General features: G+C 40.5%; 21 protein-coding genes. 2 read left to right on the top strand and 19 right to left on the bottom strand.

Translation table 11 applies throughout. From position 1 onward, the window contains the following. Positions 1-4: 4 nt before the first annotated feature. From ACQKEV_RS08345 to ACQKEV_RS08320, 6 genes are all read right to left on the bottom strand, one after another. Positions 5-1,021, bottom strand: coding sequence for an alpha-ketoacid dehydrogenase subunit beta (locus ACQKEV_RS08345; protein WP_427446003.1), 1,017 nt, complete (start codon positions 1,019-1,021; stop codon positions 5-7). A gap of 4 nt (positions 1,022-1,025) precedes the next feature. Continuing rightward, entirely contained in the window at positions 1,026-2,081 is a 1,056-nt protein-coding gene (gene pdhA / locus ACQKEV_RS08340) for a pyruvate dehydrogenase (acetyl-transferring) E1 component subunit alpha (protein ID WP_427446005.1), read from the bottom strand. Positions 2,082-2,096: 15 nt separating this feature from the next. Beyond that, entirely contained in the window at positions 2,097-3,245 is a 1,149-nt protein-coding gene (locus ACQKEV_RS08335; RefSeq protein WP_427446006.1) for a Leu/Phe/Val dehydrogenase, read from the bottom strand. A gap of 23 nt (positions 3,246-3,268) precedes the next feature. After that, positions 3,269-3,670, bottom strand: coding sequence for a thioesterase family protein (locus tag ACQKEV_RS08330; RefSeq protein ID WP_427446008.1), 402 nt, complete (start codon positions 3,668-3,670; stop codon positions 3,269-3,271). Between the two features lie 138 nt (positions 3,671-3,808). Further along, positions 3,809-4,948 (bottom strand): Leu/Phe/Val dehydrogenase, encoded by a 1,140-nt coding sequence (locus tag ACQKEV_RS08325; RefSeq protein ID WP_427446010.1) that lies wholly within the window; start codon positions 4,946-4,948, stop codon positions 3,809-3,811. A 396-nt stretch (positions 4,949-5,344) separates the two neighbouring features. Next, positions 5,345-6,310, bottom strand: a complete 966-nt coding sequence (locus tag ACQKEV_RS08320) for an NAD(P)H-dependent flavin oxidoreductase (protein ID WP_427446012.1) — start codon at positions 6,308-6,310, stop codon at positions 5,345-5,347. Between the two features lie 82 nt (positions 6,311-6,392). Between ACQKEV_RS08320 and ACQKEV_RS08315 the strand changes: the two genes are divergently transcribed. After that, a complete protein-coding gene (locus tag ACQKEV_RS08315) occupies positions 6,393-6,920 on the top strand; it encodes a gamma carbonic anhydrase family protein (protein WP_427446014.1) in 528 nt (175 codons plus the stop codon). Between the two features lie 235 nt (positions 6,921-7,155). Here the strand turns inward: ACQKEV_RS08315 and ACQKEV_RS08310 are convergent, their stop codons facing one another. Both ACQKEV_RS08310 and ACQKEV_RS08305 read right to left on the bottom strand, forming a co-directional pair. Beyond that, a complete protein-coding gene (locus ACQKEV_RS08310) occupies positions 7,156-7,593 on the bottom strand; it encodes a VOC family protein (protein ID WP_427446016.1) in 438 nt (145 codons plus the stop codon). A gap of 300 nt (positions 7,594-7,893) precedes the next feature. After that, on the bottom strand, positions 7,894-8,484 hold the full coding sequence (locus tag ACQKEV_RS08305) for a hypothetical protein (protein WP_427446018.1): 591 nt from the start codon (positions 8,482-8,484) through the stop codon (positions 7,894-7,896). Between the two features lie 305 nt (positions 8,485-8,789). Between ACQKEV_RS08305 and hpaB the strand changes: the two genes are divergently transcribed. Beyond that, a complete protein-coding gene (gene hpaB / locus ACQKEV_RS08300; protein WP_427446020.1) occupies positions 8,790-10,247 on the top strand; it encodes a 4-hydroxyphenylacetate 3-monooxygenase, oxygenase component in 1,458 nt (485 codons plus the stop codon). A 122-nt stretch (positions 10,248-10,369) separates the two neighbouring features. On the opposite strand, the gene paaX is transcribed toward hpaB, so the two are convergent. The 11 genes from paaX to paaB form a co-directional block, all read right to left on the bottom strand. Continuing rightward, entirely contained in the window at positions 10,370-11,230 is an 861-nt protein-coding gene (paaX, locus tag ACQKEV_RS08295) for a phenylacetic acid degradation operon negative regulatory protein PaaX (RefSeq protein WP_427446250.1), read from the bottom strand. Between the two features lie 106 nt (positions 11,231-11,336). Then, positions 11,337-12,113, bottom strand: a complete 777-nt coding sequence (locus ACQKEV_RS08290; RefSeq protein ID WP_427446022.1) for an enoyl-CoA hydratase-related protein — start codon at positions 12,111-12,113, stop codon at positions 11,337-11,339. A gap of 87 nt (positions 12,114-12,200) precedes the next feature. Further along, positions 12,201-13,406, bottom strand: coding sequence for an acetyl-CoA C-acyltransferase (locus ACQKEV_RS08285; RefSeq protein ID WP_427446023.1), 1,206 nt, complete (start codon positions 13,404-13,406; stop codon positions 12,201-12,203). Beyond that, entirely contained in the window at positions 13,403-14,275 is an 873-nt protein-coding gene (locus tag ACQKEV_RS08280) for a 3-hydroxyacyl-CoA dehydrogenase (protein ID WP_427446025.1), read from the bottom strand. The genes ACQKEV_RS08285 and ACQKEV_RS08280 overlap by 4 nt, the downstream gene beginning before the upstream one ends. Positions 14,276-14,466: 191 nt before the next feature. Beyond that, positions 14,467-15,984, bottom strand: a complete 1,518-nt coding sequence (locus ACQKEV_RS08275; RefSeq protein ID WP_427446026.1) for an aldehyde dehydrogenase family protein — start codon at positions 15,982-15,984, stop codon at positions 14,467-14,469. Between the two features lie 12 nt (positions 15,985-15,996). Beyond that, on the bottom strand, positions 15,997-16,770 hold the full coding sequence (locus ACQKEV_RS08270) for an enoyl-CoA hydratase-related protein (RefSeq protein WP_427446029.1): 774 nt from the start codon (positions 16,768-16,770) through the stop codon (positions 15,997-15,999). Positions 16,771-16,782: 12 nt separating this feature from the next. Continuing rightward, a complete protein-coding gene (locus tag ACQKEV_RS08265; protein WP_427446031.1) occupies positions 16,783-17,559 on the bottom strand; it encodes an enoyl-CoA hydratase/isomerase family protein in 777 nt (258 codons plus the stop codon). Beyond that, positions 17,559-17,861: an EthD family reductase gene (locus ACQKEV_RS08260; protein WP_427446032.1), complete on the bottom strand. Its 303-nt coding sequence runs from the start codon at positions 17,859-17,861 to the stop codon at positions 17,559-17,561. Before ACQKEV_RS08260 ends, ACQKEV_RS08265 begins: the two co-directional genes overlap by 1 nt. A 15-nt stretch (positions 17,862-17,876) precedes the next feature. After that, positions 17,877-18,377 carry a 1,2-phenylacetyl-CoA epoxidase subunit PaaD gene (gene paaD / locus ACQKEV_RS08255; RefSeq protein WP_427446034.1) on the bottom strand — a complete coding sequence of 167 codons (501 nt, stop codon included), beginning with the start codon at positions 18,375-18,377 and terminating at the stop codon, positions 17,877-17,879. Between the two features lie 26 nt (positions 18,378-18,403). Further along, entirely contained in the window at positions 18,404-19,195 is a 792-nt protein-coding gene (gene paaC, locus ACQKEV_RS08250; RefSeq protein ID WP_427446252.1) for a 1,2-phenylacetyl-CoA epoxidase subunit PaaC, read from the bottom strand. An 11-nt stretch (positions 19,196-19,206) separates the two neighbouring features. Continuing rightward, a complete protein-coding gene (gene paaB, locus ACQKEV_RS08245; RefSeq protein WP_427446036.1) occupies positions 19,207-19,554 on the bottom strand; it encodes a 1,2-phenylacetyl-CoA epoxidase subunit PaaB in 348 nt (115 codons plus the stop codon). Position 19,555: the final 1 nt, after the last annotated feature.

Raw genomic sequence — 19,555 nt, 5'->3', positions numbered from 1 at the left:
CCCCTTAAAAATGAACCACTTTTTCAATCCCTTCAACAACACGGGCCGGCGTAGGAAGATAATGTTCTTCCAAAGTAAAGAAAGGAACAGGAACATCAAAGCCCGTCACTCTTTCAATCGGAGCACGTAAGTATAGGAACGAAGAGTCATTGATGATCGACACAATATCATTACCTAGCCCACCGGTATGATGCGCTTCGTGAATAATAACCGCTCTGGTCGTCTTTTGGACGGACTTCGCAATAATGTCACGATCAATCGGATAAAGTGTACGAAGGTCAATAATTTCACAACTGATGCCTTGTTTCTCTGCCTGACCTGCCGCTTTTTCAGCGATTGCAATCATGGCTCCCCAGGCAATCAAAGTGACATCCGACCCTTCACGGACAATGTTTCCTTTGCCAATTTCCACTGTATATTTTCCAATGGGGACTTCTTCTCTTTGCGAACGATAGTTTTTCATTGTTTCGAGTACTAGCACGGGGTCTGGATCTTCCATCGCAGCAATTAACAAACCTTTTGCATCGTATGGATTTGATGGACAGACAACTTTTATGCCCGGCATATGCGTGAATAGCGTTTCAGTACTATCAGAATGAATTTCAGGTGCACGAATACCCGCTCCGTATGGGGCTCTAATGACCATAGGAACAGTAAAGCGGGACATTGAACGCATCCGAATACGGGATACATGAGTCATGATTTGTTCATATGCAGGATAAATAAATCCAAGAAACTGGATTTCCGCGATCGGTCTGAATCCATTTACAGCCAGCCCAATAGATGTTCCGATGATTCCGGATTCTGCCAAAGGAGTATCCACTACTCTGTCGGCGCCAAACTTTTCCTGAAGTCCTTCTGTCGCACGGAAGACGCCCCCATTTTTCCCGATGTCTTCACCCAGGATAATGGTACGATCATCTTCTTCGAGCAATAAGCGCATGCCGTCATTGATTGCCTGGATCATCGTCATCTGGGTTGTCATTACCTCTTCATGATTTGACTCTTTCATTTTCGTCATCCTGTCACCGCCTCTCTAAATGTGCAAGATATGATTCTTTCTGTTCAGCGAGTTGATCAGGCATAACAGCGTACACATGATCGAAAACATCTTCTACGTTTGGTGCAGGGTAGTTTTCCATTTCATCTACTGCCGTTTCTACTTCATTCATGGTTTTTTCTTTCATTTCTTCAATCCACTGTTCGTCCCAGTAACCATAATTCTTCATGAATAGTTCCATACGTTCCATAGGATCTACAATATGCTGACCTTGTTCTGCCGGACGATATTTTGAAGGATCATCAGCCGTCGTATGGGCACCTTTACGCCATGTAACAGCTTCAATTAAAGTCGGTCCATCACCATTACGCGCACGATCAAATGCTTTTTTCGTTTCAAAGTAGACGGCTAGACAGTCATTTCCGTCAATTCTGATCCCCGGCATACCATATGCAACTGATTTTTGTGCAATCGTCTTTGAATTCATTTGTTTTTCCATTGGCACTGAAATTGCATAGCCGTTATTCTGATTGAAAAAGACTACCGGAACCTTGAAAACGCTAGCAAAATTTAGACCTTCATGGAAGTCACCTTCCGATGTGGCACCATCGCCGAAATAAGCAATGGACGCATTTTTTGTGCCTCTCAGTTTTTCAGCCCACGCTGCTCCTGCAGCATGAGGCAGTTGGGTTGCGATTGGCACAGCCGGTGGGAAAATATTTCTTCCTTCAGGTGGTACACATCCTTCGACTCTTCCGTTCCAGTACAAGAAGGTTCTGGTCATACTTTTGCCGAATGTCAGGGTCGCGCCGTGGTCACGATACGTTGGGAAGACCCAGTCATTATCCTCAAGTGCCAATGCACTGCCTACCTGCGCTGCTTCCTGTCCTTCAAAAGGAGCGTATGTACCCAGTCGCCCCTGACGTTGCAAGTTAATTGATTTCCTGTCATAGGTACGAATCCGCAGCATGTTGTAATACAAATCTTTTACAAGATTTTCATTAATCGTCTGTTCATAACTCGCATCAATCAGAACACCTTTATCATCTATTATTCGTTTAATTGGATAGTTTTGTTCCACTTAACTTGCCTCCATTCAGGATAGGTTGCGTATGGACCACTTTGGTTTCGCAGGTGCTGTATAGAAGTTGTTTCGTTTCGCTCTTTCCGCAATTCGCTTTTCACACATCTGATTTGCGGATTCTTCTGTTGTTTTACCGCTTATGCTTGCTTCATTGAATACTTCTAAAAGTGCATCGTAAATATGTTTTGTTTTGGCAAGTACACGTTCATGATTAATACCGTATAATTCATCGGCCACTTGAATCAGACCACCGGAATTGACGATATAATCAGGGGCGTATAATATCCCTTTTTCGTGCAACATTTTACCGTGTGTGTCATTTAACAGCTGATTGTTAGCAGCACCGACAATGGCTTTCACTTTAAATTGAGCAATTGTATTGTCATTGATGATTCCACCAAATGCACATGGAACAAAAAGGTCCGCAGCTTGTGAGTAAATATCTTCTTTTGCAATAATGGTCACTTTTCCTGCTGTCTTTGAAGCTACTGCTTCAATAGCCAACAAGCTTTCTTGATGAATATCTGTCACGAAAATGTCTGCACCCGCTTCAAGAAGACCGCTTGCAACTTTGAACCCTACTTTCCCCAGACCTTGAATGGCATAGGAATGTCCACCCAATTCATCATTTCCAAAGAGCATGCGATTGGTTGCTTTTATGCCATACAGGACACCTGCAGCTGTTGGGATGGAAGAATCGCCGCCTCCACCATATTCAACAGGGAGTCCGTTGATGAAATTGGTTTCTTTTGAAGCGTGAATGAAATCATCCATTGCTGTGCCCATATCTGTTCCTGTATAAAAACGGCCACCTAACGAATTGACAAATTGACCGAACGCACGGAACAGTTCAGGTGACTTATCTGTTTTCGGATCCCCGATAATAACGGCTTTTCCGCCTCCAAAATCCACATCAGCTGCTGCACATTTATATGTCATTCCTTTTGAAAGACGAAGAACATCTTCTAGAGCCTCATCCATACTGTTGTATGGCTGCATCCGACATCCTCCAAGTGCTGGGCCAAGCGTTGTATTATGAATTGCAATGATGGCACGCAAGCCCGTGGATGGATCATTACAAAAGACCACTTGTTCATGCCCACTCATTTTATCGAAGAGTTCAAATTCTTTTGCCATTGATGTTCTTTCTGCCAGTTTCATTCGAAAGGCCTCCTTGAGATCGGTTAACTAAAGATAGACGCTTGTTTTAACTTATTTGCTATGGATTCTTTTGAAAGAATTACTTGCACTACTTCACCTTTTCCAATGACACCTAAATGATTTTGTGCGGTCACTTTTGTCTTTACAAAATTGTCACGTAGCTCAATCACAGTAGCTGTTAAGGAAACCACTGACCCAAGAGGGGATGCCGCAATATGTTTCAATTGGACGGATGCACCCATTCCCTCTTCATGTTCTTCTAAAAAAGGCAGAATGATTTTCCTGGAAACCCATTCCATATGATAGGTCATCGCTACTGTTGAATAGACAGGATGTATAACTTCCCCTTCAAAGGCGGCATACATGTCCTCTGTCACTGTAATTTTGATTGATTCTTCTCTGCCTAACGCCAATCCCAGTTTCATATTCTATCTCCCACTTACCATTTAGTTTATGTATATGATATGAATCAAATTGCAGATTAATAGAAAAAAGTTTCTACTAACGCAAAAGATTCATATAACCAGGCTAAATATGAAAACGCTTACAAAACGAGGTTGATTTCAACGGAATGACCATTTAGGTTTACTTGCAACTGTGAAAAAACTATTGCGATTCCCTTTGTAACCGATTCTTTTCTCACATATCTTATTAGCGGCTTCCATTGTTGATATGCCATTCTTCATCGCCATCTCATATACTTCCAAAATGGCATCATAAATATGTTTTGTTTTGGCAAGAACTCTTGCATGGTTAATTCCATATAATTCATCAGCTACCTGAATTAACCCACCGGAATTGATAATATAATCCGGCGCGTACAGAATCCCTTTTTGCTGAAGCTTTTTGCCATGAGTGTCATGTAAAAGTTGATTATTTGCAGATCCTGCAATTGCTTTCACTTTGAACTGATTAATTGTCTGGTCATTGATGATTCCTCCAAGAGCGCATGGTACAAAAATATCCGCTTCCTGCGAATAGATCTCATCACTTGCCACAACCTTTACGGATCCCGGTGTAGTGGCAGCGATTTCTTCTATTGTTCTCAGGCTTTCATTACTGATATCAGTCACAAAAAGATGAGCTCCTTCTTCCAGTAACCCAACGGCTACTTTTGCTCCCACTTTTCCAAGCCCTTGAATGGCGTAAGTAACTCCGCCCAAATCAGGTTTGCCAAAAAGTCTTTGATTTGTTGCTTTAATTCCATAAAGAACTCCTGCTGCAGTTGGTACAGAAGAATCGCCTCCTCCTCCATATGCCGCTGGGAGCCCTACAATGTAAGGGGTCTCTTTTGAAGCCTGTATAAAATCTTCCATAGTAGTGCCCATATCGGTTCCTGTATAAAATCTGCCGTTTAATGAATTAACAAATTGGCCGAATGCCCGAAACAACTCTTGTGATTTATCTAATTTTGGATCCCCAATAATCACGGCTTTTCCTCCACCGAAATCCACGTCGGCAGCCGCACATTTATAACTCATTCCTTTGGACAATCGTAAGGCGTCTTCGAGTGCCTCTTTCACACTTCCATACGGATGCATACGGCAGCCACCCAACGCGGGTCCAACTGTCGTATTATGTATGGCAATGATTGCCCTTAGACCAGTTGATGGGTCATTACAAAAGACTACTTGTTCATGCTCTGCCATTCTTTCAAACAACTCAAAATCGCCAGTCGATGGGATATTTTTTAGTATTTCCATCCATCAATCCCCCTTAGGAATCACATAAAATTCAAGTGTTTTTTATGTTAAAGATGAAACGATTTCCATTTAGATTACATAATATATTTATGTGTACATTTAATTTCATTTCACTCATATAGTGTATGACGCGTTTCATCGTATAACACTATTTCAACGTAATATTATCAAAACGTAATATTATAGTCAACACAATAATCGGAAAACTCTTTATTTTTGGAATTAATAGAAACTTAATTTAAAACTACTTTTTTAACCACGCGAAAGTTGCTCATGAAGTAGATAATTACCCATAAAGAAAGAGCCCATCCAAGTTGATTAACTTGAAAGGGGCTCTTGTCTAAAAAGTCTCGTTCCTACTAATTTGTTCTGAAAAAAATGAATCGTATAATCTATTCATTTATTCATTAATAATTCAAGCTCGCGCGAAGTTTTGCTCATTTGTAGATTGGCATCATTTATCATCGTTTTAAACAAGTCTTTGACACTCGGAATCTCATCGATTAATCCTGCGATCTGTCCACTACTAATAAATCCATTTTCCAGGTCACCTTCGATAGCACCTTTGACGTGTTGCTTTTCTGTTGTCATTTCACCGTATTGAACAAGCGTCATACCTTCCCTTTCATTCTCTTCCAGTTTCATTGAATAGGGTGTCTTCAACATTCTTCTTAACATTCCAACGCTACGCCCTACGATGATGGTTTCAGTATCACTGGCATTCACTAAGCTTTGCTTATAATTGTCATGGAACGGCGCTTCTTTTGTGGCAATTAACCGTGTACCGATTTGTACACCACTTGCACCTAACATAAGTGCCGCAGCCAGTCCTTTTCCGTCACCGATCCCCCCAGCAGCAATCACTGGCAGTTTGACATTCTTCACGATTTGAGGGATAAGCGAAAATGTCGTCAATTCAAGATTGGAGTTGATTCCAGCTGCTTCGAAACCTTCCGCAACGAGAATATCTGCCCCAGCAGCCTCCGCTTTTTGAGCATGTTTTACTGATGCTACAAGTACAATCACTTTTACGCCATTTTCATGTAAAGTCGAAATAAAAGGAACAGGGTTACCTGCTGACAGGGAAACGATCGGAATACGATATTTGATGACAAGATCAATAAGTTCTTTTGTATATGGAGAGACATTAATGGCGATGTTAATCGCAAAATTCTTATCGGTCAGTTTCTTCGTTTGAAGAATGATTTGTTCCACTTCATCAGGTGTCATCGTACCGCAACCGATTGTACCTAAACCTCCTGCTTCAGAAACTGCGGAAGTTAACTGGGCATTACTGATATTCCCCATCCCACCCTGAATAATTGGGTAATCAATTTGTAACATCTCACAAACATATTTCATTTTTCATTCACCTCTACTAGAATATGTTATAGTAATACTAGTTGAAAGACAATTGCGTTAATTTGTATTGGGGGGTATTATTTTGATCATTCCTTTTAAAGGGAAAACGCCTGAACTGGCTAAAACCGTTTTCTTGGCACCTGGAGCTAAACTAATCGGTGAAGTTCAAGTAGGAGAAGAATCGACCATTTGGTTCAATGCAGTCTTGCGTGGAGATGAAGGACTTATTTCGATTGGAAAAAGATGCAGTATTCAGGACAATTCAACGATTCATTTATATGAAGATGCGCCAGTCATGGTTGAAGATGAAGTAACCGTTGGCCATAATGTTATTTTACACGGCTGCAAGGTTGGAAGACGCTCGATTATTGGGATGGGTTCCACTATTCTCGATCATGCTGAAATTGGAGAAGAATGCATCATTGGTGCCAATACGTTAATTCCACCAGGCAAAAAAATCCCACCACGTTCCCTCGTTGTTGGATCACCAGGAAAAGTGGTAAGAGAATTGAATGATAAAGATTTTGCAATTATTCAACTCTCCATTGATACGTATGTTCAAAAAGGATACGATTACCGAGAGATTCTTCAAAATGCTGATAACGAATAAATAACACAATCAGGTCCCCAAAAGGTCCATGTTGCATGTCCCAAAACACTAGTTAATCATTTTTTCAGCACCGTATTTGCGGTGCTTTTTCTTTTATTGAAAATAAAACTTTCAACACGCTGACAAAGGATTACCTATCCCTGCTTGGATGACGATACAAAAATTACAAGCAACTTATTGCCATTTTAAGTTTCATAAAAGTTTGAAATCTAAATTATTTAAAGTCTATTCAATATTATCTGAGTTTCTCCGCCAATTCTAAAATAATACCTTCTGGACCACGAACGTAGCATAACTTATAACTTTCTTCATATTGCTGTATCTCACTAAAGATTTCCGTACCCCTCTTTTTCAATTTTGCAACAATAGCTTCAATATCTTCAACAGCAAAGCAAATATGTCGGATACCCAGCGTATTTGCAAAAGGTAGCTGAATATCTTTTTCATCTGATGGCGTATAAAATTTGACTAGCTCTATCCATGTCTGACCATCTGGCATCCCCAATCCTACACATGCCGTTTTAACATCATTAAGCCCAACTATTCTATCCAACTGTTCACCAGCCAATTCCCATTCCGCTCGCACTTCAAGTCCTAAATTAAGAAAAAACGCTTTAGCCTCTGAAAGATCATTTACGTTTATACTCACATGATCTATTCTATTGATCTTCATATCTGATACCTCCTATGTTCCTGTTATTTTCAATACCTGTATTCGTGTAAAGTTTGTTTGAAATTCTAATTCGCTTAAAACAGGAAATATCCTTCTTCCATTAACTTTAACACCTAAAGAAAAATGCCCAAAACCCTTATATGTCAAGAGTTTTGGGCATTTCTAGATTGGCGGATTATTTGCGTTAAAGCGGTACATGCAAAGCATACCTATAAATACCGAAAGCTAATGTCTTTTCTCAGACGTTAGCTTTCTTTTTCTTGTTCAATTAAAGCACCCGTTTAACACAATAAGGATTTTTCATTTATACATTCTTTCAATATTATTAAGTTCTATTTTTTCTTCTTCTTTTCGATAATCACTATAATCATTGACCTCAATTATCTTTAGTAGTCCTTCTTGAAAAAAAGACAATAACCGCATAGCTTCATTTATAATCTTAGGTTTAATACTATTTAGTATTTCTCTTTTACTATCAAATTCTTTTTTATCCCATTCATCTTTTTGTTGTAGCTTAGGAAGTTCATCAATTCCAGTAATATAGGTAAGCCCTAAATATCGGAGAAATGAGTATCCGCTACAATAATCATCGTATAATTGTTCCAATATCTCTACTATGTCATCTTTTTCATATTTAATATTTTCCAAAAGTGAAATAATCCGTGTCTGTTCAAATTCATCAAATGGAATTTTCATTTCAATAAGTTTCTCTAATTCAATTTTTATATTCTTATTTCGATAATCCAAATCAAGTAAGCTGAAGTAAAAATCATTGCCAAAAATACTTTCAATTTCTTGTGTTTTATAAAGCCATTCTTCAAATTCTGAAATACTAATCTGTCCTTTATAAATTTTATAAAACTGTTTTTGTATGTTAATTTTACTATTCATTCTTTAACTTCAACTCCCTTAATTGCAAGTACCTCTTCTTCAACTAACACCGTTAGTTTAAGTGTAAATCTTCACAAACTCACCCTTATTTTAACATATATATCCAGTTAGGGAGAAAATAATTAAATCAGATTTAGGGTAGTTGTCACCATACCATTTTACGATGAATCAACTTTTTCCTTTAACATAGAAAAAAATAAAAGGAAAAGGTTCTATTATTACAATTGCAAATAAAAACACCACAAACTGGGCAGATGAATATAATAAATTGATTTCATTTTGGACTGACCAATAGGAGTGAAATAATGGGAGCAGTTAATGGAAAGGAATTAATTAACCGTTTAGACCAATTGAAAAGCGAAATATGGTTCGATGGAGAAAAGATCACTGGAAAGATTTCAAAGCATCCTGCTTTTAAAGGTATTCTCGAGACAAAAGCATCTTTGTACGACCTGCAATTGGATCCCAGTGTTACAAATGAATTGACGTTTATTTCACCTGATACCAATAAACCAACAGGTCTTTCATATTTACAACCTAAAACAAAAGAAGATTTAGTGAAGAAAAGAAAAATGATGGAACATTGGGCAAGACAGACCAAAGGGATGATGGGGAGAAGTCCAGATTATATCAACTCAGTGATCATGGCTTTTGCTTCTTCTGCTTCATTTTTAAAAGGAAAAGAAAAGTGTTTTCCCGAGAACATTCAATCTATATATGAATTAGCCATGAGTAAAGACCTAACATTCACTCACACATTTGTAACCCCTCAAGTGAACCGTTCTTTATTTAATTATCATTCCTCAAAGGAACCAATTGCAGCCAAAGTCATCGATAACAACGAGCAAGGGTTAGTCATAAAAGGTGCACGTCTACTTGCTACTCAAGGAGGTTTAACGGATGAAGTCCTCGTTTTTAGTACACCGAATTTTTTCTTAGAAGAGGATGAAGCATATGCTTTCTCGATTCCTTCCGATACTCCAGGGTTAAAATTTATCTGCAGGGAATCTTTTGTTGGTGGCGATTCCACTTTTAATCATCCACTTAGTTCACGATTCGAAGAAATGGATTCTCTAGTTGTCTTTGATAATGTTTTAGTCCCTTGGAACCGTGTATTCTATTATGGAAATATAGAAGCATCGGTCAACTTCCTTTTAAAAAGTTCCTTTCATTGTTTTGCCTTACATCAAACCATAACCAGACAAATTGTTAAATCCGAATTCATGTTAGGGATTGCTCAACTTCTTGTGGAGACCATTGATGTGGGCGAGTATCAGCATATTCATGAAAAGCTATCAGAATTTATCATTGGACTTGAAACAATGAAGGCTCTTCTTGAGAAATCTGAGCAAAACAGCGAATTAGATGAATTCTGTACGATGCGTCCACATTTACCTCCTCTTCAAATTGCCAGTAATATTTTCCCTAACATATATCCACGATATTGTGAAATCATCCAAATAATCGGTGCAAGCGGTATGGTGACTTTGCCCACTGAAAAAGCAATTAATTCTTTAATTGGCTCTGATATTAACCACTATCTTCAAGGTTCAGACAGAACTGCAGAAGAGCGTATAAAGATATTCCGATTGGCTTGGGATTTAACAATGAGTTCATTTGGCACTAGACAAATTCAGTACGAACGGTACTTTTTTGGAGATCCTATACGTATGTCCAGTACCTTATACAACACGTATCCAAAGGCGCAATACGTAAAAAACGTCTGTGAATTTCTTGATATCAATAGTGAAGGAAGCTGTTAAATGTTGAGAAAAGTTTTGCTAGTGAGTACGTTATTTTGAACAAAAAAATGACCAACAAATTATTTTAAAATTTGTTGGTCACATTCTATTACATATTAATGCTATGTTCAAATGTTAAATATTCATTCACTCATTAATGGATGATCATCAGCATCATATTCTTTATCTTTCCACTGCATGTCATTGTCTTCCTGGAATACCTCTTCGAAAAACTGACTTGCCGATTGAGCGAGCAGTTTATAGTATTGCTCGAATAAGAGCGCTGCATGATGTCCATTCCAAATTTCCGGTAGCAATTCTTTCGGTAATCCTGGATCCGCAAAAAGGAATTTCCGGTATTCATGCACGAGCTTGGTCCGCTCAACAAAACATTCCGCGTCTGTCATTTGACCTTTGTTCATCATGCTTTGATGGACAATAAATTGCTTGCTGTAAGTAGCAATGAACTCCTGATATTTAGCTTCGATCTCTTGGAGAGGCCAGCTTTTTTCGACGAGTGATTTGTCAGCTTGAGGTCCTTTATATGAAGAGATGAAAAAATCTGCATAGGATTGAATTTCATACTTTTCAATAAGCAGGTTTACTTCTTTTTCAAGATTGTTCGGTGAAATCCAACAACCATTTGAAAAGCTGCCAAAGCCACTCCATAAAAGTTCTTTACGTAGTTCATCGCGAATTTGTCTTTTTTCTTCAGGAATCGTATACATCAGCATACGCCATTTTCCGTCCCAGTCATCTGGGGTTAACTTGAAAATCCGGACTGCAGCTTCCTCCATACGGGCTTCTCCACGTGGGGTTAAAAAGTAATAACTTTTATTGCCCTTTTTTTCAGACTCAATCCATCCTTGCTTCATCATTCGGGAAACCGCTACACGAACAGATTGTTCGTTATGCCCGAATTCTTTTAAAAGTCGAATTAAACTGCCAATCCATATTTTATTTCCGTAATGCCGAATGTAATCACCATATATTGTAAAAATCATGGATTGTGTGTTTGCCAATGTATTTCACTCTTTCTTTTTATGCTCTTTTACATATTTCAGTCTATATGCTGTATTTCATTATATCGTTATATTAAGAAAATGAAAATTAATTCCCCGAGAATACCGGGCTCCTCTTTTCACTGAATGCGTTTAAAGCTTCCATTCGATCAGAAGTTGGAATGACCAATTCGTATGCTTTTGATTCAATAGCCAGTCCAGTTTGCAAGTCCGTGTTCATTCCGTTCGTAATGGCATATTTTGCCTGCTTAATCGCAACGGGTCCATTTTTCATCATGTCGTAAGCAAGTTGCTCGCATGTTTCAAGCAACTGTTCTTTCTCTACCACTTTTAATACAATGCCAAGGTTGACGCCTTCTTGTGCGGAGAACTTTCTTGCGGTGAATATCAATTCCTTCGCTTTCATTTCTCCAACAATTCTAGGAAGACGTTGAGTTCCTCCTGCTCCAGGAATTATTGCCCAGCTGGTTTCAGTCAATCCCATCTGTACATCTTGCGCTGCAATCGAAAAATCACAAGCAATCAATAATTCAAATCCACCACCGAACGCATAGCCATTCACTGCAGCAATCGTCGGCTGAGGTAGATTTGCGATGCTGTTAAATACGTCTCGAATGGCTTTCACATTTCTCCGGACTTCCGTTTCTGTCAGTGTTTTACGTTCTTTTAAATCCGCTCCAGCACTGAATGCTTTCTCTCCAGCTCCTGTAAAAATGACAACTCGCACATCTGGATCTAGAGAAATTGAATCTGTTACTGACTGTAGTTCCCGGAGTGTTTCGAAGTTAAAGCAATTTAAAGCTTGTTCTCTGTTTATCGTTACATAGCCGATATGATTATTTTTTCTATACAGAATCGTTGACATACGTACTCTCCTTCATTAAAAGCTGTCCAACTCCCGCAATAATTCGTTTACAGAATCATTTCTGGAGGGACAGCCATATTTGTGGTCTTATTCCGTTACATTTTCAATAATCGCAGCAATTCCTTGCCCAACTCCAATACACATAGTAGCTAGACCATATTGAACGTTCTGTTTTTTCATTTCATATAAAAGTGTGGTCAATATTCGAGCTCCACTTGCACCGAGTGGATGTCCAAAAGCGATAGCGCCACCATTGACATTCACTTTTTTATCATCCAATTCTAATTGACGTATACACTCAATTGATTGAGAAGCAAAAGCTTCATTCAGTTCAACCAGGCCGATTTCCGTTATGGTCATCCCAGTTCGTGCCAATACTTTTTGGGAGGCGTAAATCGGACCTAGTCCCATTACATTTGGTTCAAGACCCGCTGTAGCCCCTGCCACATATTTAGCCAGAGGTTGCAAGTTCAATTCCTTCGCTTTTTCTGCACTCATCAGCAACAAAGCTGACGAACCGTCATTGACACCTGATGCATTCCCTGCCGTAACTGTGCCATCTTTAAAAATCGGTTTCAGCTGCTTGAGTTTCTCCAATGTAGTATCAGGTCTAGGATGCTCATCCTGAACCACAATTACTTCATTTCCTTTTCGGTCCATATAAACTACCGGCACAATTTCATCAGCAAACCGGTTTTCTTCCAACGCTTTTTTAGCACGTCGTTGACTTTCAAAAGCAAACAGATCCTGACTTTCACGCGAAATATTGTACTGTCGGGCCACATTTTCAGCTGTTTCAGGCATAGAATCCGTGCCGTACATTTCTTTTAGCTTGCTGTTTGTAAAACGCCAGCCAATTGTTGTATCCATCATTTCCATGTTGCCTCTAGGAAATGCCTGAGATGGTTTGGCCATGACAAGTGGTGCACGAGTCATGCTTTCCGTTCCGCCCGCAATGTAAATATCACCGTCACCTACTGCAATAGCTCTGGCCGCGTACATAACTGCATCAAGCCCGGAACCACAAAGACGATTAATGGTTGTCCCTGCCACTTCAACCGGCAGTCCCGCCAGCAATGCGGACATACGGGCCACGTTGCGGTTATCTTCTCCTGCCTGATTGGCATTTCCTAAAACAACTTCTTCGATTTCTGAAGCGATCACAGCTGGATTTCGCTCAATAAGTGCCTTGATCACGACCGCACCTAAATCATCCGGGCGTACATCTTTTAATGCACCGTTATATCTACCGATAGGTGTTCTAACAGCATCTACTATAACGACTTCTCTCATTTCTTGACCCACTCTTCTTCTATTGTATAGTCGTAAACACCTTTACCCGTTTTTCGACCAAGACGTCCTGCTTTGACATATTGTTCAAGGAGAGGCGCAGGGCGGTACTTCTCCCCTAGTTTTGAATGTAAATAGTTTAAGTTGTTAAGGCGTGTGTCGAGTCCCACCAAATCTACAAGTTCGAAAGGGCCCATAGGATAGTTCAAGCCAAGTTTAATCGCTTTATCTATTTCTTCAGGTGTACCAAGCCCTTCTTGTAGCATGAAAAATGCTTCGTTGCCAACGAGGGCGCTGATTCTACTAGTAACAAAACCAGGGAATTCATTGATGACGACCGTTTCTTTCCCCATCTTCCTTGCTACTTCTTTGATTACTTCGGCCGTTTCGTCACTCGTTTCCAAGCCGCGGACAATTTCCACAAGTGGCATTTTATGTACAGGATTGAAAAAATGCATCGCAATCGTTCTTTCAGGACGTTTTGCAAAAGAAGCAATTTCTGTCGGACTCATCGTTGATGTATTTGTTGCAAAATAACAATGAGCAGATGCATGTTCTTCCATCGTTTCAAACACTCGTTTTTTTATGGTTAGTTCTTCAGGTACAGCTTCTATTATTAAATCAGCATTACAAGCTGCTTTGGATAACTCTGGGATATAGCTTAAGTTACCTAGTGCTTGCGTAGCCTGATCAGAAGATATTTTACCGATGGAAACACCTTTTTCGAACATGCGTTCAATCTCATTTCTTGCATTTTCCAAGGCCGTTTCATGTATGTCGACTACCGTTACATTAAAACCACCAACTGCGCCGACATAAGCAATTCCTCTGCCCATCAAACCTGAACCGACAACAACAATACGGTTTATCACGTAATATTCCTCCTTTTGAGCTGAAAGAATACGGACAGGGGGTTGTATAACTCCCTGTCCGTCATTTATGGATTCTTATACGAGTCAGAAAGTAAAAGATTATCTACCTTAGTTTTTAATGATTCTATAGGAAGCTTCAAGCGCCAGTCCCTCAGTTGAAAGCAAAGGAAACGAATCGCTTTCTGCTTTTCTTATAGACCGAACGGATTCAAAGGACGACTTCCGTAGTAGGATAGAATACTTTTCGTTTCTGTATAAAGATCCAGCGTTTCGATGCATAATTCTCGTCCGAAGCCAGATTGCTTATACCCTCCGAAAGGTGTTCCCGGGAATGCGGAAAACGGGCAATTGACCATAACGATTCCCGCTTGAATCTGATTGGCAACGCGTGTCGCACGAGCCCCATCTTTTGACCAGACGGCTGAACCTAATCCGAATTCTGTATCGTTAGCTAGTCGGATTGCTTCTTTTTCATCTTTAAATTTCATGACTACAACGACTGGTCCGAAAATTTCATCTGTTACTGCTTTCATGTCATGAGTGACGTTAGCTATGATTGTCGGCTCATACCAGAACCCATTTTCAAACCCTTCAGGTTTTGCGGCGTTACCACCAACTAGAATTTCAGCACCATCTTTTTTCGCGGATTGGACGTACCCATCAATCGTGTCTAGTTGACCTTGATCAATAATAGCTCCAACATGTGTACCTTTATCAAATGGATTGCCCATCTGTAATTTTTTTGCTTTTTCCACAAACTTGCTCATAAATTCATCGTAAATATCTTCATGGACGTAAAGACGGGAACGCGCCTCACATGACTGGCCTGAATTATAGAAGATACCAAATAACGAACCATCGACTGCCGCATCGATATCTGCATCTTCGAATACAAGACTAGGTGATTTCCCTCCAAGCTCCAGTGTCACACGTTTTAACGTGTCAGATGCTTTGCCCATAATGTCTTTTCCGATTGGTGTAGAACCGGTAAATGCAACTTTATTTACTCGCGGATGCTCCACTAAGAAGTTTCCGACTTCCGATCCCGAACCTGGAATCACGTTCACGACACCCGCAGGAACTCCTGCTTCTAGACAAATCTCTCCCAGGATGATTGCCGTCAGTGGTGTGAGTGATGCAGGCTTAACAATTACTGAACATCCTACAGCAATCGCAGGTGCGATTTTCCATGCCGCCATCATTAATGGATAGTTCCAAGGAATAATTTGTGCACAAACTCCAACAGGCTCTTTCTCCGTATAGTTGTGGAATTGTCCCGGCACGTTGTTGACAGTTCCACGATGCCCAACGATTGCGCCAGCATAAAACTCGAAATCTTCGATTGCTTGCGACACTTGACCTTGGGCTGCATGAAGCGCTTTACCAGTATCCAACATTTCAATTTCCACTAATTCATTGAAACGAGATCGCATAATGGCAGCGATTTTATTCAGTACTTGTGCACGTCGACCAATGGGGAAAAGCTTCCATTTTCCGTGATCAAAAGCATTGCGTGCCGCTTCAACAGCCTTTTCAGCATCTTCTTTAGAAGCTTTTGCCACTTCCGCTATCAGTTCACCAGTTGCTGGATTAAATGTTTTGATCGTGTCGCCTGTACTACTCTTCACTTTTTCACCATTAATAATTAAATGATAAAAATCACGTTTCATCGATTCTTTTTCAAGTTCGTTTTCTCGGATTGTAGCCATGTGATAATCCCCCTATTGTCCTGAAAAGACAGGTTTTCGTTTTTCCATAAATGATTTAACGCCTTCACGATGATCTTTTGTAAGACCTGCTATCCGCTGACCTTGAGCTTCTTGTTCAAGGTAATCTTCAAAGGTGTTTTCTGGGATCGCCTTCAAGTAACGTTTAATCAATCCGATTGCTTTTGTCGGTAAATTAGCAATACGTTTTGCAAAAGCAGATACATCCTCTTCCCAGCTTTCTGCTGAAATGAGCTGTGTAGCCAGCCCCATATTTAGTGCATCTTCAGCTTTCACTTTCTCACCCAATATCGAAAGTTCTAAAGCCTTCGCTTCCCCCACTAGGCGTGTTAAATAATATAGATTTCCTGAGTCCGGAATTAGACCGACATGGATGAATGCATTGATAAAACTTGCACGTTCCGATACCAGTCTGAAATCGCAAGCAAGTGCAAGGCTGAACCCGGCTCCCGCCGCTACCCCATTCACAGCAGCAATAATTGGTTTTTCACACTGCCTGATTTGCTTAATCATGGGACCGTAATGGTCACGCAATACTTGGCCGTGATCCATCTTTTCATCGACTTCCGATAAATCTTGTCCCGAACAAAATGCCCGTCCCTCGCCTGTAATAACGATGCAACGAACGTGTTCATCATTGGACGCAGCTTTGATAGCTTCTTTTACTTCACGATTCATTTGAGCGACGAATGCATTCAAACTTTCAGGTCTATTTAAGTAGAGCCATGCAATACCGTCTTTGACGTCGTAACGGATCGTCTCAAACATTCAACACACTCCTTATTTCCCTTTATAATCCGGTTTTCTTTTTTCAATAAACGCATTCATTCCTTCTTTTTGGTCTTGAGTTGAAAACAACAAATAGAAGTTTTTACGTTCATACTGCATGCCTTCTGATAAAGAAGCATCAACCGCCTTGTTTACCGAATCTTTGATCAGACGTAAGGAAAGAGGCGGCTGCTTGGCAAGAGTGTTTGCGAACTTCATACACTCTTCCATCAGTAGTTCCGGTGCGACAATCTTGTTAATCACACCATATTTAAGTGCCGCTTCCGCAGAAATGCGCTCGCCTGTCCATAGCCATTCTAAAGCTTTCGTGCGTCCGGCAAGTTTAGTCAAGCGCTGCGTGCCACCTGCGCCAGGCATGACACCAAGACCCACTTCCGGGAACGAGAACTCTGTTCCACTGGCAGTAATCAGAACATCGCAACACAGCGCTAGTTCGAATCCTCCACCGAAAACAAATCCTTTTACCGCGCCAATGATAGGCTTTTTAATAAGAGCCAACCGATCCCAGTCAGCAAATTGATTCAAGAGTTCCAGGCTGATTGAATCATCATTCGTCATTTCATCAATGTCCGCTCCAGCAGAGAACGCTCGGCCCTTACCCGCCAACACGATAACTCGCACTTGGTCATCCCGATCGAAACTTTCCATTGCCTCGACCAGTTCTCTGACCATTTTTCGGTTCAGGGAATTCAATTGACGGGGACGATTCAGTCCGATTAACGCCACGCTGTCTTCAATGGAAGTTTCAATGAATTCATACGCGTTCATTACGCATCTTCACCAATCATTAACGTTACTAGATTCCCTGCAAACCCCATGAGGTCTTTGCCGGACGCTTTTCCTTCAGCAGAACGCATTCCTAGTTGCATTGATTCCATGTCATCGTAGATCATTTCGCACATAAGGTAATACTTGCTTTCTCCACCCATTGGTGAACCAGTGAATTTTGTTACTTTCATTTCACGCAGACCAGGGATTTTTGCTGTCAGAGGTCCATGAACGTTGAAGTAATGATCATCGAAAGCCTCTTTGTTTTCAGGGTGTTTGTATAACGCGATTAATTTAGCCATTATTTTCTCCTCACTTTACATGTTGGTAGAGACCGGTTTCATGGCCTCAAATACGTTTTTACAACTCTTGCAATATAGGATGCTACGACAGGCGGTCGGTCCAAAGATATTGTCCATCGTTACATAGGTGGACCCACAATAAGCGCAATCCACATGCCAGCTTCCGTCTTCTTTAAAATGACGCGGAGGTGGCGCAATTCCAAACGCTCTTAAATTCTGGTGACCTTTTTCCGTAATGCGATCAGAGGTCCATGGTGGATAATAGGTAAATTTCACTTCAACCTCTGTGACTTCCGGTAATTCTTTTATTGCATTTACTGTATTTTTCTTGATAATTTCAAGGGCGGGACAACCTAGGAAAGTTGGCAGAAGAACAACTTTCACATGATTTCCATTCATCGTAACTTCACCAATCATACCGAGATCAAAGATGCTAACTGTGTTTATTTCAGGATCTTTCACATTCAGCAATGCTTCGTACACCATCTCGACCGTTAGTTCTGTTAATGCAGTCATGTTGTCTCCTCCTTTCCCTAGCCTGATCACCAGGCCGCCGCTGAGTCGAACTTGTAAACTTCTGAAAGAGTGGTTAACCCTTCGTCCAGATCTTTTGTATGTTCACCTTTTCTTCCGTTTTTGACTGGTTGATCTGGAATTTTAGGCATTTGCATTTGCAATGAAGTCATCAAAGGTTCGATGCTCATTTCCCATTTTTGTTTCAATGCTTCTTCACTGCCGATTAGACCATTACTTTCAATCGCTACCTTTTGTTGGCCATAAGAAAAAACATCACCGAAATCTGCCATTACAAGGTCAATCGCTTCATTCATTTTCTTTTTAGCCACATCAGTGGAACTCATCAATTGTTTGAACCAGGTTTCCCAGTGCAATCGGTGATAATAAAGTTCCATCCTCAGCTTTACAGCTACTTCCGCCAGTGGCTTATAGGTGCTCTCACATAAAGAATCGATCTTCACCTTTTTGGCCTGTGTATAGAAATAACTTCTTGTCACGGCATATGCCCAGTCATAATGAGGAGTATCCAAGTAGTATCCGCTACCGTTCACCCGCTCGGTCAAAATACTGTTTTTTCTCTCCGAAGCAGGGCGGCAATGAGCGAGGTCATCTGCTTTTCCTGCTCCAAGATTTTCTAAAAGGGTATAATACATCGCAGCATGCCCCATCGTGTCCTGGCTGATGGAAGAGTAAGCAATGTCCGCTTCAATATGAGGAGCGAGACCTAGCCATTCAGAGCCACGAAAAGAGTACATGAAGTCATCGTCTGCTAACTGGAATAATAAATTTTTTACCGCTTCTGTATATTCCGAGCTCATTACAGAATCATTCACTTTCTCTCGCCTCCCCAAGACAGGATTTCTTTTTCATCCAACATTTCCTGTTCATATTGACGCCATTTCTTTTTTAAATATCCGTACCCTTTTGTCGTGCGGTACTCTTTATTTTCAAGTCGGCCGAGCGTCAATTTTTCCTCAGCATTCATTCGTTTGATATGCTTGCGATTGACAATCCAAATGTCGGCAACTGGTTCACGGCGCATAAAGTTTTCCTGTGCCATAATGAGCGCCATTTCTTCATTTGGAGCCAGTAAGCTGAATTGGTGCTGAAATGCAGAACTTGGCGTCCGTTTACTAAAAATTTCATATTCGTGATAAAAGGTTTTTTCATTGTTCACT

It is taken from the genome of Paenisporosarcina sp. NPDC076907, assembly GCF_050269735.1.
Classification (GTDB): Bacteria; Bacillota; Bacilli; order Bacillales_A; family Planococcaceae; genus Paenisporosarcina.
This window is presented reverse-complemented; position numbering and strand designations above follow the sequence as displayed.

Excerpts from the sequence above, each read along its gene's own strand:
- ACQKEV_RS08345 (WP_427446003.1), bottom strand. The coding sequence starts at position 1,021 with ATGACGAAAATGAAAGAGTCAAATCATGAAGAGGTAATGACAACCCAG.
- ACQKEV_RS08335 (WP_427446006.1), bottom strand. The coding sequence starts at position 3,245 with ATGAAACTGGCAGAAAGAACATCAATGGCAAAAGAATTTGAACTCTTC.
- ACQKEV_RS08330 (WP_427446008.1), bottom strand. The coding sequence starts at position 3,670 with ATGAAACTGGGATTGGCGTTAGGCAGAGAAGAATCAATCAAAATTACA.
- ACQKEV_RS08325 (WP_427446010.1), bottom strand. The coding sequence starts at position 4,948 with ATGGAAATACTAAAAAATATCCCATCGACTGGCGATTTTGAGTTGTTT.
- ACQKEV_RS08320 (WP_427446012.1), bottom strand. The coding sequence starts at position 6,310 with ATGAAATATGTTTGTGAGATGTTACAAATTGATTACCCAATTATTCAG.
- ACQKEV_RS08310 (WP_427446016.1), bottom strand. The coding sequence starts at position 7,593 with ATGAAGATCAATAGAATAGATCATGTGAGTATAAACGTAAATGATCTT.
- ACQKEV_RS08305 (WP_427446018.1), bottom strand. The coding sequence starts at position 8,484 with ATGAATAGTAAAATTAACATACAAAAACAGTTTTATAAAATTTATAAA.
- hpaB (WP_427446020.1), top strand. The coding sequence starts at position 8,790 with ATGGGAGCAGTTAATGGAAAGGAATTAATTAACCGTTTAGACCAATTG.
- paaX (WP_427446250.1), bottom strand. The coding sequence starts at position 11,230 with ATGATTTTTACAATATATGGTGATTACATTCGGCATTACGGAAATAAA.
- ACQKEV_RS08290 (WP_427446022.1), bottom strand. The coding sequence starts at position 12,113 with ATGTCAACGATTCTGTATAGAAAAAATAATCATATCGGCTATGTAACG.
- ACQKEV_RS08285 (WP_427446023.1), bottom strand. The coding sequence starts at position 13,406 with ATGAGAGAAGTCGTTATAGTAGATGCTGTTAGAACACCTATCGGTAGA.
- ACQKEV_RS08275 (WP_427446026.1), bottom strand. The coding sequence starts at position 15,984 with ATGGCTACAATCCGAGAAAACGAACTTGAAAAAGAATCGATGAAACGT.
- ACQKEV_RS08270 (WP_427446029.1), bottom strand. The coding sequence starts at position 16,770 with ATGTTTGAGACGATCCGTTACGACGTCAAAGACGGTATTGCATGGCTC.
- ACQKEV_RS08265 (WP_427446031.1), bottom strand. The coding sequence starts at position 17,559 with ATGAACGCGTATGAATTCATTGAAACTTCCATTGAAGACAGCGTGGCG.
- ACQKEV_RS08260 (WP_427446032.1), bottom strand. The coding sequence starts at position 17,861 with ATGGCTAAATTAATCGCGTTATACAAACACCCTGAAAACAAAGAGGCT.
- paaD (WP_427446034.1), bottom strand. The coding sequence starts at position 18,377 with ATGACTGCATTAACAGAACTAACGGTCGAGATGGTGTACGAAGCATTG.
- paaC (WP_427446252.1), bottom strand. The coding sequence starts at position 19,195 with ATGAGCTCGGAATATACAGAAGCGGTAAAAAATTTATTATTCCAGTTA.